At 72.3% G+C, this 15526-nt stretch carries 15 protein-coding genes; 9 read left to right on the forward strand and 6 right to left on the reverse strand.

Translation table 11 applies throughout. From position 1 onward, the window contains the following. Positions 1–321 precede the first annotated feature (321 nt). The 6 genes from ACWDZ7_RS06470 to ACWDZ7_RS06495 all read left to right on the forward strand — a co-directional run bounded on the left by ACWDZ7_RS06470 (position 322) and on the right by ACWDZ7_RS06495 (position 6597). Positions 322–636 (forward strand): hypothetical protein, encoded by a 315-nt coding sequence (locus ACWDZ7_RS06470; RefSeq protein ID WP_451795285.1) that lies wholly within the window; start codon positions 322–324, stop codon positions 634–636. Positions 637–706: 70 nt separating this feature from the next. Beyond that, positions 707–1543, forward strand: coding sequence for a hypothetical protein (locus ACWDZ7_RS06475; RefSeq protein ID WP_451795286.1), 837 nt, complete (start codon positions 707–709; stop codon positions 1541–1543). Continuing rightward, the gene (locus tag ACWDZ7_RS06480) at positions 1543–3477 is read left to right on the forward strand and encodes a fumarate reductase/succinate dehydrogenase flavoprotein subunit (RefSeq protein ID WP_451795287.1); all 1935 of its coding nucleotides are present in this window, start codon (positions 1543–1545) and stop codon (positions 3475–3477) included. The genes ACWDZ7_RS06475 and ACWDZ7_RS06480 overlap by 1 nt, the downstream gene beginning before the upstream one ends. Further along, positions 3474–4244, forward strand: a complete 771-nt coding sequence (locus tag ACWDZ7_RS06485; RefSeq protein WP_451795289.1) for a succinate dehydrogenase/fumarate reductase iron-sulfur subunit — start codon at positions 3474–3476, stop codon at positions 4242–4244. Before ACWDZ7_RS06480 ends, ACWDZ7_RS06485 begins: the two co-directional genes overlap by 4 nt. 93 nt (positions 4245–4337) lie before the next feature. After that, positions 4338–5597 carry an alpha/beta hydrolase family protein gene (locus ACWDZ7_RS06490; RefSeq protein ID WP_451795290.1) on the forward strand — a complete coding sequence of 420 codons (1260 nt, stop codon included), beginning with the start codon at positions 4338–4340 and terminating at the stop codon, positions 5595–5597. A 76-nt stretch (positions 5598–5673) separates the two neighbouring features. Further along, positions 5674–6597 (forward strand): hypothetical protein, encoded by a 924-nt coding sequence (locus ACWDZ7_RS06495; protein ID WP_451795292.1) that lies wholly within the window; start codon positions 5674–5676, stop codon positions 6595–6597. A gap of 70 nt (positions 6598–6667) precedes the next feature. Here the strand turns inward: ACWDZ7_RS06495 and ACWDZ7_RS06500 are convergent, their stop codons facing one another. Together ACWDZ7_RS06500 and ACWDZ7_RS06505 are read right to left on the reverse strand one after the other, a co-directional pair. Next, complete coding sequence (locus ACWDZ7_RS06500) at positions 6668–6874, reverse strand: hypothetical protein (RefSeq protein ID WP_451795294.1); 207 nt, start codon at positions 6872–6874, stop codon at positions 6668–6670. A 41-nt stretch (positions 6875–6915) separates the two neighbouring features. Further along, positions 6916–7509: an MBL fold metallo-hydrolase gene (locus tag ACWDZ7_RS06505; RefSeq protein WP_451795295.1), complete on the reverse strand. Its 594-nt coding sequence runs from the start codon at positions 7507–7509 to the stop codon at positions 6916–6918. 141 nt (positions 7510–7650) lie between these two features. Here ACWDZ7_RS06505 and ACWDZ7_RS06510 point away from each other — a divergent pair, with 141 nt between their 5' ends. Then, positions 7651–8595: a GlxA family transcriptional regulator gene (locus ACWDZ7_RS06510; RefSeq protein WP_451795391.1), complete on the forward strand. Its 945-nt coding sequence runs from the start codon at positions 7651–7653 to the stop codon at positions 8593–8595. Between the two features lie 69 nt (positions 8596–8664). Continuing rightward, positions 8665–10152: a hypothetical protein gene (locus ACWDZ7_RS06515; protein ID WP_451795296.1), complete on the forward strand. Its 1488-nt coding sequence runs from the start codon at positions 8665–8667 to the stop codon at positions 10150–10152. A gap of 75 nt (positions 10153–10227) precedes the next feature. Here ACWDZ7_RS06515 and ACWDZ7_RS06520 read toward each other — a convergent pair whose 3' ends face one another. The 3 genes from ACWDZ7_RS06520 to ACWDZ7_RS06530 all read right to left on the reverse strand — a co-directional run bounded on the left by ACWDZ7_RS06520 (position 10228) and on the right by ACWDZ7_RS06530 (position 14618). Continuing rightward, positions 10228–13173, reverse strand: a complete 2946-nt coding sequence (locus ACWDZ7_RS06520) for a SpoIIE family protein phosphatase (RefSeq protein ID WP_451795297.1) — start codon at positions 13171–13173, stop codon at positions 10228–10230. 171 nt (positions 13174–13344) lie between these two features. Further along, positions 13345–13761, reverse strand: coding sequence for an ATP-binding protein (locus ACWDZ7_RS06525; RefSeq protein ID WP_451795298.1), 417 nt, complete (start codon positions 13759–13761; stop codon positions 13345–13347). 119 nt (positions 13762–13880) lie between these two features. After that, a complete protein-coding gene (locus tag ACWDZ7_RS06530) occupies positions 13881–14618 on the reverse strand; it encodes a dienelactone hydrolase family protein (protein WP_451795299.1) in 738 nt (245 codons plus the stop codon). A gap of 103 nt (positions 14619–14721) precedes the next feature. On the opposite strand from ACWDZ7_RS06530, the gene ACWDZ7_RS06535 reads away from it, so the two are divergent. Then, the gene (locus ACWDZ7_RS06535) at positions 14722–15288 is read left to right on the forward strand and encodes a MarR family winged helix-turn-helix transcriptional regulator (RefSeq protein ID WP_451795301.1); all 567 of its coding nucleotides are present in this window, start codon (positions 14722–14724) and stop codon (positions 15286–15288) included. Positions 15289–15302: 14 nt separating this feature from the next. Here the strand turns inward: ACWDZ7_RS06535 and ACWDZ7_RS06540 are convergent, their stop codons facing one another. Then, a complete protein-coding gene (locus ACWDZ7_RS06540) occupies positions 15303–15488 on the reverse strand; it encodes an SPOR domain-containing protein (RefSeq protein WP_451512573.1) in 186 nt (61 codons plus the stop codon). Between the last annotated feature and the right edge of the window lie 38 nt (positions 15489–15526).

Below are 15526 nucleotides of genomic sequence, written 5' to 3' on the forward strand. Positions count from 1 at the left end.
GCCGCCCGCTACCAGGACCGGGCCGGGTTTGATCACGTTTGGCGGTATATGGAGCTGATCACATCTATGGCCCCACTGAAGGTGACCGGACGGGCGGCGCGGCGGAGGCACGGCGTGGGGGCGCGCGGATGCCACTCGTGCGGCCCAACGGGCCGGGCCGGTCGGCGATGGTCGAGATCGGCGCGATAGGCGCGTGTTCCGGCGCATTCACCGCCCCCGATCCGGCAATCGACGCAGATCTCTTCACAAGCCGGGATGTGGCGCGCGACACTCGCAGGCGCATGAGCGTTGCCACCGCACCCCCCGAAGTGAGGGCAAGTCATGGCTCTGCACGATGAATTGACGGCCGTACAGCGCTGCGTCGACGACTTGGTCCGCACCGTCGGCAGGCTGGAGCAACAGGCCGGTGACCAGGTGGCGGCCGTCGACGTACGCCGGGTGCGCACCGACACCGACCGGCTTCGCGAGAGCGTCGCCCTCCTGCGCGCCACGTCCACGCCACCGGCTCCCCGTGAGGAGCCGCGCAGGACCGACCTCGTGACCATTACCGACACGCCGTACGACAGCTCGCTGTGGACGAACGCGGGGGACATCGACGACGAGGGCCTGGGCGGCCGCGACCGCCGCGCCCCCTGACCCATCGCCCCGCCGAGCCCCTCCCGCACGACCGACCCGAGGTACCCGAGGACGAAGGAGTGGAGCCTCGTTGGCCACCGGCACGGAACCTCAACCGAAGAGCGGAACAGCCCCCGGCGGCGGCGTGCGCGACGGCACGCGCGCCTCGATCGCCGCTGCCCACCTGCGCACCGACCGCTGGTGGCTGGCGCCCGCGGCGACCGCGGCCGGGCTGCTCGCCTTCGTCGTCTACTCGACCTGGCGGGCCTTCGCGAACGCGGATTACTACCAGGCGCCCTACGTCTCGCCGTTCTACTCGCCGTGCCTGGCCGACAACTGCGCGCCCATGCGCTCGGGCCCCAACTGGGAGATCTTCGGCGGCTGGTGGGGCCTGTCCCCCGCGCTGCTCGTCCTGATCTTCCCGCTCGGCTTCCGGCTGACCTGCTACTACTACCGCAAGGCCTACTACCGCGGCTTCTGGGCGTCACCGCCCGCCTGCGCGGTCGCCGAGCCGCACAAGAAGTACACCGGTGAGACCCGCTTCCCGCTGGTGCTCCAGAACATCCACCGCTACTTCTTCTACGCGGCCGTGCCGGTCGCGGGCATCCTCACGTACGACACCGTGCTGACGTTCCGCGACGAGCACTACGAGTGGGGCCACATGGGCCTCGGCACTCTCGTCTTCCTCGTGAACATCGTCCTGATCTGGGCGTACACGCTCTCCTGCCACTCCTGCCGGCACATCGTCGGGGGCAAGCTCAAGCACTTCTCCAAGCATCCGTTCCGTTACCGCATGTGGCAGTGGGTCGGAAAACTGAACGCACGCCACATGCTCCTCGCCTGGGCGTCGTTGGTGAGCGTCGCGCTCGCCGACTTCTACGTGTATCTGATCGCGTCCGGCGCCTTCGACGATCCGAGGTTGTTCTGATGTCTCAAGTGGAGCGACAGCAGTGGGACGTCGTCGTGGTGGGGGCCGGGGGCGCCGGTCTGCGGGCCGCGATCGAGGCGCGTGAGCAGGGCGCTCGTACGGCCGTGATCTGCAAGTCGCTGTTCGGCAAGGCCCATACGGTGATGGCCGAGGGCGGCATCGCGGCCTCCATGGGCAATGTGAACTCCGGCGACAACTGGCAGGTCCACTTCCGTGACACCCTGCGTGGCGGCAAGTTCCTCAACCAGTGGCGGATGGCCGAGCTGCACGCCCGCGAAGCGCCGGACCGGGTCTGGGAGCTGGAGACGTGGGGCGCCCTGTTCGACCGTACGCCGGACGGGCGGATCTCCCAGCGCAACTTCGGCGGACACGAGTACCCGCGCCTCGCGCACGTCGGCGACCGCACCGGCCTCGAACTGATCCGCACGCTCCAGCAGAAGATCGTCTCGCTCCAGCAGGACGACTTCCGCGAGTTCGGGGACTACGAGGCGCGGCTGAAGGTCTTCCAGGAGTGCACGGTCACGCGCGTACTGAAGGACGGGGACCGGGTCAGCGGGACGTTCTGCTACGACCGCGAGTCGGGCCGCTTCTTCGTCCTTCAGGCGCCGAGCGTGGTCCTCGCGACGGGCGGCATCGGCAAGTCCTTCAAAGTGACGTCGAACTCGTGGGAGTACACGGGCGACGGCCACGCGCTCGCGCTGCTCGCCGGATCGCCCCTGCTGAACATGGAGTTCGTGCAGTTCCACCCGACGGGCATGGTCTGGCCGCCGTCGGTCAAGGGCATCCTCGTCACCGAGTCCGTGCGCGGCGACGGCGGGGTCCTCAGGAACTCCGAGGGCAAGCGGTTCATGTTCGACTACGTGCCCGACGTCTTCAAGGAGAAGTACGCGCAGTCGGAGGAGGAGGGCGACCGCTGGTACGACGACCCGGACCACAACCGCCGTCCCCCCGAGCTGCTTCCCCGTGACGAGGTCGCGCGGGCCATCAACTCCGAGGTGAAGGCGGGCCGCGGCTCACCCCACGGCGGTGTCTTCCTGGACGTGTCGACGCGCATGCCCGCCGAGGTCATCAAGCGGCGGCTGCCTTCCATGTACCACCAGTTCAAGGAGCTGGCGGACGTCGACATCACCGCCGAGGCGATGGAGGTCGGGCCCACCTGTCACTACGTGATGGGCGGCATCGCGGTCGACTCCGACACCGCCGCCGCACACCGCGTGCCGGGGCTCTACGCCGCGGGCGAGGTCGCGGGCGGCATGCACGGCTCCAACCGGCTCGGCGGCAACTCCCTGTCCGACCTGCTCGTCTTCGGGCGGCGCGCGGGGCTGCACGCGGCGCGGTACGCGGCCGGGCTCGCCGCCGACAGCAGGCCCGTGGTGGACGAGGTGCAGGTGGACACCGCGGCGGCCGAGGCGCTGCGGCCGTTCAGCGCGGAGGGCCCCGAGGACGGGGCGACGCCGGAGAATCCGTACACCCTCCATCAGGAGCTCCAGCAGACCATGAACGACCTGGTCGGCATCATCCGCCGCGAGGCCGAGATGGAGCAGGCCCTGGAGAAGCTCGCCGAACTGCGGGTGCGGGCGCGGCGGGCCGGGGTCGAGGGGCACCGCCAGTTCAACCCCGGCTGGCACCTCGCGCTCGACCTGCGCAACATGCTGCTGGTCAGCGAGTGCGTCGCGCGGGCCGCCCTGGAGCGCACGGAGAGCCGCGGCGGCCACACCCGCGAGGACCATCCGGCGATGAACCGCGAGTGGCGGCGCGCCAATCTGCTCTGCCGGCTCGTCGACCCGACCGGCGGTCTGGCCGCCACCGATCCCGTACGCGGTCAGATCGACCTCGTCCGTGTGACGACCGAGCCCATCCGCCCGGACCTGCTCGCCCTCTTCGAGAAGGAGGAGTTGGTCAAGTACCTGGCTGAAGAGGAGCTGTACGAGTGAGTTCGTACGACGCGCGATTCAAGGTCTGGCGCGGGGATCCGGACGGCGGTGACCTGGAGGACTTCAAGGTCGAGGTCAACGAGGGCGAGGTCGTCCTCGACATCGTCCACCGCCTCCAGGCCACCCAGGCGCCGGACCTCGCGGTGCGGTGGAACTGCAAGGCGGGCAAGTGCGGTTCGTGCTCGGCGGAGATCAACGGCCGGCCACGGCTGATGTGCATGACGCGCATGTCGGTCTTCGAGCGCGACGAGGTCATCACGGTGACGCCGCTGCGGGCCTTTCCCGTGGTGCGGGACCTGGTGACGGACGTCGGCTTCAACTACACGAAGGCGCGCGAGGTCCCGTCCTTCGTCCCCCCGGCGGAGCTGGGGCCCGGCGAGTACCGCATGCAGCAGGCCGACGTGGACCGGCCGCAGGAGTTCCGCAAGTGCATCGAGTGCTTCCTGTGCCAGGACACGTGCCATGTGGTGCGCGACCACGAGGAGAACAAGGGGGCCTTCGCCGGGCCGCGCTTCTTGATGCGGGTCGCCGAGCTGGACATGCATCCGCTGGACGCGGCGGCGGAGGCCGGCCTCGACCGCAAGCGGACCGCGCAGGACGAGCACGGGCTCGGCTACTGCAACATCACCAAGTGCTGTACGGAGGTGTGCCCCGAGGGGATCAAGATCACGGACAACGCGCTGATTCCCTTGAAGGAGCGGGCCGTAGACCGGAAGTACGATCCGTTGGTGTGGCTGGGGAACAAGATCCGGCGGCGGGCGGAGTAGAGAGCCCCGGGGGTTCTGGGGGTAATCCCCCAGCTGGGATTTCCGTGATTTCCCCCATGGTCGCGAGGGGGCGGTGACGATCAGCATGGAGGCATGACTTCTCGTGCTTCCCTGACCCGTCGTTCGCTCATCGGGCTCGCCGCCGCGGGGCTCGCGACGGCCACGCTGTCCCTGCCCGCGCCCGCGGCGGCGGCCCCGCGGGCGCCCGCCACCGCCGCCGCCGCCCGCCTGCCCGCGCCCACCGGGCCGTACGCGACAGGGACCGTGTCGGCCCGGCTAGTGGACCGCTCGCGGCACGACCCGTGGGTGCCCTCGCAGCCGTACCGGGAGCTGATGATCAGCGTCTGGTACCCGGCCGCGCCCGCCTCTGCCTCCGGCTCCGGCTCCGGCGAGGGACACCCCCGGGCCCGCTATATGGCGCCCGGCGCCGCCGCCCGCTGGGACGCCACCTCGCCGCACGGCATCCCGAAGGGCGCCCTCGACTTCGCGGCCCTGCGGACACACGCCCGGGAGGGAGCCCCGGCCGACACCCGCGGTGGGCGGCGCCCCGTGCTGGTGTACGCGGCGGGGGCGGGCGACCCGCGCACATGGGGCACGGCGCTGGTCGAGGAGATGGCGAGCCGCGGCTATGTCGTGGTGACCGTCGACCACACCTATGAGAACCCCGGAGTGCAGTTCCCCGACGGCTCGGTCAAGGACGACGGGCCGCTGCGCGAGGCGCTCGCCGAGGCGAAGCGGAACGGCACCATGTCCGCCCTGCTCAAGAAGACCCTGGACGTCCGGGTCGCCGACTCCAGGTTCGTCCTCGACCGCCTCGGCTCGCTTCCGCACGGCCTGTCCGCGGTGGTCGACCGGCGGCGGGTGGGCATGTTCGGCCACTCCGCGGGCGGGATCGCCGCCGCGCAGACGATGTACGAGGACCGCAGGGTCAAGGCGGGCATCGACCTGGACGGCACGCTGGAGTTCAACCCCGAGCCGAACGGCACAAACCTGATGCCGGTGGCGCGGCACGGCCTGGACCGGCCGTTCCTGCTCATGGGCCGCGAGGGCAGCGACCGCACGACCGAGCCGTCCTGGCGCGAGTTCTGGTCCCACAGCACCGGCTGGAAGCGCAACCTCACGCTGCGGGGCTCGCGGCACCAGACGTACACCGACCTGACCGCGCTGCTGCCACGGGCCGGCGTGGACCGCGCGACCGTCGAGGAGCACATAGGCACGGTCGTCCCGGCGCGGGCGGTGACGGCGCAGCGGGCCTACGTGGTCTCGTTCTTCGACCGGTGGCTGAAGGGGGAGGACGACGGACTGCTGGCGGCGCCTTCGAAGCGGTACCCGGAGGTGGGGTTCGCGGGGTGAGGTCTGCCGGGGGGGGGACGATCGCGCTCCCGCGCCGCGCGCCGCGCGCCGGGGCCCCTGTGCCACACTGCCGCGCATGCGAATATCCCGCACCGTCCGCCCCTGCGTGGCCGTGCTGCTCACCGGCGCGTTGAGCGTGGGCACGGCCGGTTGCTCCCTGCCCGGCGGTGACGGTGACGGCGGCGAAGGCACCGGGCTGGAGCGTGCGCTCGACGCGGTCCCGGCCTCGGCCGCCGACCAGGCGGTCACGTACCGGGACGTGCGGACCGTGCGACGGCTCCTTGCCAAGGAGCCGTCGCTCTACCGCGGCCTGGAGGGCTTCGGCATCCTCGAAGTCCTCCAGCGCGACTACACGGGCGGAAACATCCGCGCGGACTGGGGGTTCGACGAGAAGGACGTGCGGGCCTCCGTGCTGGTCGGCCAGAGTTCGCTGCTGACCGGCGAGTTCGACACGGAAGCGGTCGGGCGTGCGATGAGGAAGCAGGGCTACAAGGCGGCGGACACGGAGGGAGGCACCCGTTTCAAGAAGGGCGGCGAAGCGGGGACCTACGAGGTCTCCGGCTCGGCCCGTGTCGCCAACCGTTCGGACGTCAGGCTCGGCCTCTCCGCGCCCGGCACGTCCCTGCGCGACGACAAGGCGTACGCGGCGGTCGCCGACTGCCTCGGTGACGTGTACGAAGCGACGTTCTACTCGAAGCGGCAGGACGCGGACGCCGTGCTCTTCGCGATCGGCGGACGGCTCGGCAAGGACGGCACCTCCTCCTCGGAGACGCTCTGCGCGCGGACCGCGTCGAAGAAGGCGGCCGAGACCACCGCCGCCGCCCTGCGCGAGAAGACGGCCCCCGGGGAGCGCTACGCGGGCTCGAAGGTGACCGTCGGCAAGGGCGAAACCCCGCTCGTCACGATGACCTGGAGGAACCGCCCCAAGACCGGCCTGCGCCCCAGCGACAACGACAGGACGGCGGAGCTGCCGGGGTTGCTGGCGTGGGGGCGGGGGTGACGTGGCCGGCTTCGACGCCGGGGCCGCTGGTGCCGGGACCGCTGCTCGGCTCCGGGCGCACCGCCGACGTCTACGCGCTGGACGAGGCCTGGGACGCCTGGCGTCCCGCGTGGTTCAGCCAGTGGAGGTACCAGGGAGCGAAGGTGACCTTGCCCGGCTTTCCCACGGACTCGACCGGGAGCAGGCCCTCGGCCGCCGCCCTCACGCCGTGCCACATCGTGCCGCGCTCCGGGCCCGTGGCGGCCAGCAGCGTGCCCCCATGTTCGGCCGACGTCACGGCCGATGTTCCGGTCACCGTACGCGGCCGCCGCGCAACGGCTAGCGTGGCGTGGTCCCGTCGGGCCTGAACGGGCCGCCGTGACCCGGCACGATCAGGTCAGCCGCGGCGATCACCCGGAGCCGGGAGGCGCGCAGTACCTCACGGTCAGGGGCCACCGGGTCGTCCACCGGGCCGTCCGCGTGCCACCACAGGTCGCCCGCGAAGGCCACCACGCCCGCGTCCGTGCCCGCCAGCAGCGTGATGTCCTCGACGCTGTGGCCCGGGGTGCGGATCAGCCGTAGCGACGGGGTGAGTTCGTACCCCTCCGCGTCGCGGTTCCGCCACTGATCGCCGAGGTACTCCACCTTGTGGTCGTGCACCCGGGCCCGCCCGAACAGGCCCACGTTCATGGTGTTGTCCGGGTGGTGGTGGCTGAGCACCACGTCGGTGATGTCATCGGGGCCGAGCCCCAACTCCGCGAGCGGCGCGAGGATGTGGTCACGGCTCGCCACCATGCCCGGGTCGAAGATCACATGCCGGCCGGCGTCGGCCATGTAGGAGACGGTGGCGGCGACCCCGGGGCCGGTGGAGCCGACGTAACCGGTGGTCAGGATCGTGTATACGGCGCTGCGGCCGAGCGGTGCGTCTGTCATGGCTTTGATCTTTCCGGGTGCGCGGACCGTCCACGAGTGGCACAGCTGCCCCTGATCGCAGGATTAGTGCCACGCTCACCAACACGCGTCAGTGCCATACGTCAGTGCCACACTGCGCAGGTGTCGCATGCGCCTCCCTTCATGACCGTCGCCGCCTACACCCCGCCCGGCGTCGGCCTGCTCGCCGTCGGCATCGTCACCGAGGTCTTCGCTCGGCACGGCGAGGCAGCACCAGGTTTCGACTTCGTCCTCTGCGCCGACCGGCCGGGGCCGGTCGCCACCGACGTCGGCGTGCCGCTCACCGTCAGGCACGGCCTGGACCGGCTCGCCTCCGCCGATCTGGTGATCGCCCTGCCCTGGGCGGACTTCCGCACGCCGCCCCCCGCCCCCGTGCTCGACGCGCTGTCCGCCGCGCACGAACGCGGCGCACTGGTCGCGGCCCACTGCGTCGGCGCTTTCGCGCTCGCCGCCGCCGGACTGCTCGACGGCCGACGGGCCACGACACACTGGCGGTTCGCCGAACTGCTCGCCCGCCGCCACCCGGACGTCACCGTCGAACCGGACGCCCTCTACATCGACGAAGGACGCGTCGTCACAGGCGCGGGAGCCGCCGCGGGCTTCGACCTCTGCCTGCATCTGCTGCGCCGGGAGCACGGAGCGGCGATGGCCAACGCGGTCGCGCGGGACGTGGTGCTGCCCTCCCACCGCGACGGCGGGCAGGCGCAGTACCTGGCCGCCCCCGCCCCCGAGGACAGCCGCGACGAGCGGCTCGTGGAGGTGCTCGCGTGGGCCCGCGAGAACCTCCACGAGCCGCTTCCCGTCGCGGAACTGGCCCGGCGCGCCATGATGAGCAAACGCTCCTTCGCCCGCCGCTTCACCGCGGCGACCGGCACCACTCCCCACGCCTGGCTGCGGAACCTGCGGCTGAGCGGCGCCGAGGAACTCCTGGAGACCACGGACCTGCCGGTCGAGGAGATCGCCCACCGCGTCGGATACGGAAGCGCGGCCGTCCTGCGCGAACAGTTCGTGCGCCGCCGCGGGGTGCCGCCCCGCTCCTACCGCCGCTCGTTCACCAGTACGCCGTGACGCCGCGACGCCGCCGGGCTCGGTCCCTCCCGGTCGCGACGCCCGGAATAGGGTCATACGCTCCACAATGTGACGCCGACCCCGTCCAGAGCCTCGCCGGCAGCCGCGGTCGCCGTGGCCGTGTTGCTCGCCTGGTCTCCGCTGCTGTCTCCCGCGCCGCCCGCCTTCGCCGAGGACCCCGTCACGCTCTCCCGCACGGGCCGGATCACCGACAGGACGGACGCCCTCGGGGGCGGCCGGCAGTTCGCCTGCTCCGTGGACAGCGACTCGCGGCTCAGCGACGCGCAGTTCCAGGAGGTGGCCACCACCGCGATCCGGCCCGTGCCGACCCCCTCCCTCACCCCCGGCCCGGCCGACCCCGGCGGCGACGGTGACTCGGTCACCGGTGATCTGGTGCTGCCCGTGCTGGCGGCGGGCGTGGTCGTGGTCGCCGCGGCGGTCGCGTACAGGCGGCGGAAGAAGCGGTTCACGACGCGTACGACGCCGGGCGGCGGCTGGGGCGGGGGTACGGGCGCACGCGCGGGCAGGGACCTCACCCCTCTGCCCGAGCTCGACAAGCAGGCCCGTCTGCTGCTCGTCGAGACCGACGACGCGATCCGCACCGGCACCGAGGAACTCGGCCTCGCGACCGCCCAGTTCGGCGAGGACGCGGCCAAGCCGTTCGGTGAGGCGCTCGCGTACGCGCAGTCGGAACTGACCGCGGCGTTCCGGCTCCGGCAGGAGCTGGACGACGCCTTCCCCGAGGACGAACCGACCCGGCGCCGCGTGCTGGACGAGATCATCGCGCACTGCACGCGGGCCGACCGGCGCCTGGACGCGGAGACCGCGGGCTTCGACGAGCTGCGCGCCCTGGAGAAGAACGCGGCGCAGGGCCTGGAGCATGCCTGGACCGCGTTCCGGCAGGTCGAGGCGCGTACCGACGCGGCCGTCAGCACCCTGGCCGGGCTCCGTCGGACGTACGCGCCGACCGCCACCGCCGCCGTGCTCGGCCATGTCGAGCAGGCCAAGGACCGCCTCGCCTTCGCCACCGCCCACCTCGACCGGACCCGGCGGTCCGTCGACGCGGGCGAGAGCGGCGGGGCCGCCGTGCATCTGCGCGCGGCCGAGTGCGCCGTCCACCAGGCGGGCACGTTCGTGGACGCGGTCGACCGCCTCGCCGCCGAGCTGGCGCAGGCCGCCGAGAGGCTGCCCGGCGCGCTCACCGACACCGAGGCCGACCTCGCCGACGCGCGCGGCCTCCTCGAAGGCACCGCGCACGGGGTCTCCACAGCGGACCTGCGGGGCCGTGTCGCGCGTGCGGAGGCGGTGATCGCCGAGGTGCGGGGCCGGATGGCCGCCGGACCCCACGACCCGATCGCGGCCCTGCGCCGCGTGGAGGAGGCCGACGCGGCGCTCGACGCGGCGCTGGCGGGCGCCCGGGAGCGCGAGGTCACCGACCGGCGCGCCCGCGACCTGCTCGCCCAGGCCCTGCCCACCACGCGAAGCTCGCCGACCTTCGGGCGCGGCGCGATCAGCCGGTGGCGCGCGCCAGGACGGCGCGGGCGCGGAACCAGATGATGGACGCGGCCCGGAACATCGACGTGCTGGACCCGGCCGGGTGAGAGTCTGCCGGGGTCCGTGGACCGACGGGCGTCAGAAGAGGCTGAGCAGCGCCTCCGCCGCGTCCATCGGCTCGCTCTCCCCGTCGGGGAGCGGCAGTTCGAACCACACCGTCTTGCCCTGCGGGGTCCTGCGCGAGCCCCACCCGGCGCTGAGCAGGCCGACCAGCTGGAGCCCGCGCCCGCCCTCGTCGGTGTCGCGCGCCCGGCGCCGGCGCGGCTGGACGAAGCCGCCGTCCCAGACCTCGCAGACCAGCGTGCGGTCGAGCAGCAGACGGAGCCGGATCTCGCCCTCGCCGTAGCGCAAGGCGTTGGTGACCAACTCGCTGACCAGCAGTTCCGCCGTGTCGCAGAGCCGCTCCAGGCCCCAGGAGCGCAGTTGGTCGCAGGCCCGTTCGCGGGCGCGGCCCACCGACTTGAGGTCGCGCGGCAGCGTCCAGTCGCCGACGTGCTCCGCGGGCAGGCCCTCGACGCGTGCCGTGAGGAGCGCGATGTCGTCCTCGCCGTGGTGGGTGTCGAGGGTGTTCAGGATGTGGTCGCAGACGTCCTCCAGGGCGGGAGGGGCGTCGTTGAGGGCGCGTACGAGCGCGTTCAGGCCCTCGTCGAGAGGGTGGTCGCGGGATTCGACGAGGCCGTCGGTGTAGAGCGCGAGGAGGGCGCCCTCGGGGAGTTCGACCTCGACGTCCTCGAAGGGCTCGCCGCCGACGCCGAGCGGCATGCCCGGGGGCACATCGAGCATGAGCGCCGGTTCGCCCGGTTCGACGAGGACGGGCGGCAGGTGTCCGGCGTTGGCGATGGTGCAGCGCCGGGTGACGGCGTCGTAGACGGCGTAGACGCAGGTGGCGAGGTAGACCTCGCTGAGGTCGGCGTCCGCCGCCTTGCGGGCCGCACGGGTGCTCTGCTGCGGTCCCGCGGGGTTGCCGAGGCCGCGGGCGATCTCGTCGAGGGCGGAGAGGACCTCGGCGGGCTCCGTGTCGAGGAGCGCCAGGGTGCGTACGGCGGTGCGCAGCTCGCCCATGGCGACGGCGGCGCGCAGGCCGCGGCCCATGACGTCGCCGACGACGAGGGCGGTGCGGTGGCCCGGCAGTTCGATGACGTCGAACCAGTCGCCGCCGACCTCCGTGGCGGCGTTGCCCGGCAGATAGCGGCAGGCGATGTCGAGGCCGGACGCCTCGGGGTCGCCGGGCGGCAGCAGAGACCGTTGCAGTATCAGCGCGCGTTCATGCTCGCGGCGGTAGAGGCGGGCGTTGTCGATGCAGACGGCGGCGCGCGCGGCCAGTTCGACGGCGAGCGCCCGGTCACGCTCGCCGAAGGGTTCGCTGCCCTTCGTACGGGAGAACTGGGCGAGGCCGACCACCGTGTCGTGGGCGACCATCGGCACGGCGAGCGTCGACTGGATGAGGCCACCGGTGAGGCGGCTCGCGGACCCGTCGTGCTCGGCGGTGGTCAGCCGGGGCCGGGCGGCGCGCAGGGCGTCGGCGCAGGGCGAGGTGAACGCGAAACGGTGCACGGCGCCGACGTCGACGGGGGCGGTGCCCGCCGGGAACGGGGCGTCGGCGACGGCGCTCGCGAAGGCCACGCGGCGCAGTTCCGCGCTGCCGTCGGCGAGGCCGGGCGGCGCCTCGTCGCCGTCGAGCAGACCTTGGTACAGGTCGACGGAGGCGAGGTCGCAGAAGCCGGGGACGGTGACGTCCAGGAGCTCTCTGGCGGTCGTCTCCAGGTCGAGGGAGTTTCCTATGCGGGCGCCCGCCTCGTTCAGGAGGGCGAGGTTGCGGCGGGCGTGGGCGGCCTCGCGGGCGGCGGCGTGCCGCCGGGTGACGTCGGTGCCGAGGCCCGCGACGCCGATGGGGCGGCCGGAGCCGCTGTGCACGCGGTAGAGGTTGATCGACCAGTGCCTGCGTTCGGTGCTGCCGGGAGCGGGGCCGACGATCTGCATGTCCGTCACCGAGTCGCCGGTCTCCAGGACCCGCTTCAGGGCGGCGGCCATGCGGTCGGCCTCGTGGCGGGGCAGGTAGTCGTGGACGGTGCGGCCGCGGTGGTCCTCGTCGCCGCCGCCGAAGACGTCGACGAAGCGGCGGTTGGCGCGCTGGACCCGTAGATCCGTGCCGAACAGCAGGAAGCCGAAGGGAGATTGGCCGAAAATCGCCTGCGAGGCGGCGAGGTCCGTCTCGATCTGCCGGAGCGCGCGGATGTCCACGACGATGCAGACCGCGGCCCGTTCGCCGTCCTCCGTGCCGGTCGGCATGACGTAGACCTCGGCGATGCCCTCCAGGCCGGTTCCGCCCGCGCCGGCCTCATCGGGCACACGGAAGGGGACGACGCCCGTCCACTCCCGTCCGTCGAGGATCTCCGCCATCTTGCGGTGGCCGCCGGCGCGCAGCTCGGGCGGTACGAAGGCCTCGATGGGGTCCTTGCCGACGGCGTCCCGCGCGGCCACGCCGAACAGCCGCTCGGCCCGGACGCTCCACTGGTCGACGAGACCGTCGGGCCCGATCGAGAACGAGGCGACCTTGATGTAGTCATAAATGGAACCGGGCGGACTGCTCTGCCAGATCTCATCAACGGCGCCCCCAGCAACCGGCACACCTGCGGACCCATGTCCCGCCACTCCACCGCCCGGCCCGGCGCCCGTGGCATCACCGGTCGGGCCGGTACCCGTCGTGCCACCGGTCGGCCCGTCACCCGACGCGCCACCGGCCCGTCCGTCGCCCCTCGCACCACCGGCCGGCCCGGTACCCGTCGTGCCACTGCTCAGCCCGTCACCCGACGCACCACCGCTGAGCCCGTCATCCGACGCACCGGTCCGCCCACCGCCCGTCGCGCCACCGCTCAGCCCGGCCCCCGCCACGCCACCGCCTGGCCCGTCGCCCCTCACGCCACCAGTCGATCCACCGGCCGCCCGATCGCCCGACGGCCGGTCGGCCTGTGCGTCGCGCGACGGACCCTCGGGCTCCGTCGCCTTCGCTGGTATCTCGCTCACGCGAACCGTCCCCTCCAGCTCACCGCGTCCGGCACCGGTCGCCGCGTACGGCTGACCGCAGTATCCAGCACTACGGACCGGCCCCACACGGCGTTCACGATCACAGCACGGACTCGACGCTTTTTGGCCCGTGCCACTCTTGTGCGACGCCCTTGGCACACTGCCAGTCTTCTAACCCGGCAGCGCCAGCTCGAACCACACCGTCTTCCCCGTCCTGCCCGTGCGGCCCGGCCGCGTCCCCCAGCGCCGCGAGGAGCGGGCCACCAACTGGAGGCCGCGTCCGCCCTCGTCGTCGAGGGTGGCCATGCGGGCCAGGGGCGGGTCGGGCAGCGGATCGGACACCTCCACCAGCAGGCTCCCCAGAGGGTCGAGAGGGCGTACGAGGCGTACGCCGATGGGGCCGGAGGCGTGCCGCAGCGAGTTGGTGACCAGCTCGCTGACGAGCAACGCGGTGACGTCACCGAGGGGCGTGAGACCCCAGTCGCCGAGCTGCGCGCGCACGACGGAGCGGGCGGTGCGGACGGCGCCGGGGTCCGCGGGAAAGTCCCACTCGGCGCAGTCGCCTTCGGTGTCGATCACGCCGATCACTTCCAGACCAGAGGGCTGAACCTGTCCGGTTTCGGGTGGTTAATTGGCACATACCCGATATCCCGGCGCCTTTACCGCGCAAGGGGGCGCCCTATGGCACGAACGGCGTAGGAGGTGCCTCAGCCGCTGCTGGTCAGGGTGCGGTCCAGGAGAGGGAGCAGGCGGTCCCAGTGGCGCTGGAGCGCGGCGGGACTGAACGCGTCGGTGTCGGACATGGTGAAGCCGTGGACGGTGTCGGGGTAGATCTCGGAGGTGTAGGTGACACCCGCGGCGTCCAGGGCCTGGTTGAGCCGGCCGAGCTCCTCGGGCGTCAGGTCCGTCGCGGCGTGGCCGAAGTGGACCTCGGCGGCGAGGCGGCGCAGACTCTCGGGCCCGTCGGCGCCCACGGGGCCGTGGAACGCGGCGAGGGCGGCCACCCGGCCGGGGTGGGCCGCGGCGGTGCGCGTCGCCAGGAGGCCGCCTATGCAGTAGCCGGTCACCGCGACCGGTCCGGCGGCGACCTCGGGCTGGGCGGTGAGGCAGCCGAGATACGCGTCGGCGTCGCTCAGGGCGCGTTCGACGGTGTGCTCCTCGATCCAGGGCATCAGCTGGGCGATGGCCGCGGTCCGGGCCTCTTCTCCGATGTGCTCGGGAAGTTCGATCAGCGGTGCGGGGCCGTGCCGGTAGAAGAAGTTGGGTACGAGTACGTAGTAGCCGTGCCCGGCCAGTTCGCTCGCCATCTCCCGCAGCGCGGGCCGGATGCCGAAGGCGTCCGGGTACATCAGCACGCCCGGGTGCCGCTCGCCATGGCCGGGAAAGGCGGCGAAGGCGTCGGCCCGGCCGTCGGGGGTGGGGATCTGCAGGGTCTTGGTGGGCAAGAGCTTCCTTCCTTGGAGTCACCGGCAAACGTTCGTTCGTCGCACTAACGTCATCGGCGCGAGCGACCGTACAACGTTAGTCCCACTAACGCAACGGAATAGGATGGGCGCCATGACCGGAACGGAAGCCGCGGACACGGAGAACAGGGAGAACAGGGAGAGCACGGAGAACACGGAGGACGTGCCGGACACGCCTGGCTACGGCGCACTCAAGACGCCCGACAGGCTGCGCCGACGGGTGAGCCGACTGCTGTCACAGCTGACCACCCGGTCGGACCGGCTGATCACCGAAGGGCTGGCCCGGGCCGACGCCCGCAAGTGGCACTACGCCGTACTCGCCTCACTGCAGGATTTCGGGCCGGGCAGCCAGAGCGCGCTGAGCGGGCGCACCGGCATCTACCGCAGTGACATGGTCGGCGTGCTCAATGAACTGGCCGAGCGCGACCTCGTCGAACGGGCACCCGATCCCGACGACCGGCGCCGCAACGTTGTCACGATCTCCCCCAGAGGCCGCCGCCATCTGCGCCGCCTCGACACCGCCCTGGACGAACTCCACGACGAACTGCTCGAACCGCTGAGCCCGGCGGAACGCGACCAGCTCGTGCGGCTGCTCACCCGCCTGCTGGACCACCACACCCGGGTCCCCGCGCCGGATCGCCGCACGGCCTGAGGCCGCTCAGGGCGTCAGCGCCCGCCGCCGTTCTGGTTCAGCTTCTCGATCCAGTACAACTGCTTGTGCCCGCGGTCGTCGAGGCTGTCCGCGATCTTCTGGGCCTCTGCCTTCGTCGCGAACCTGCCCACGCGATAGCGGTTGCCGTTGTCGTCCTGCCGTATGACGAGCCAGGGCAGCACCACCGTCCCGTCGTTCATCGCGCCCCTCCGCTCGCCGCCCCCGGCGCGCGCCACGC

The organism is Streptomyces sp. NPDC003032, assembly GCF_053591415.1.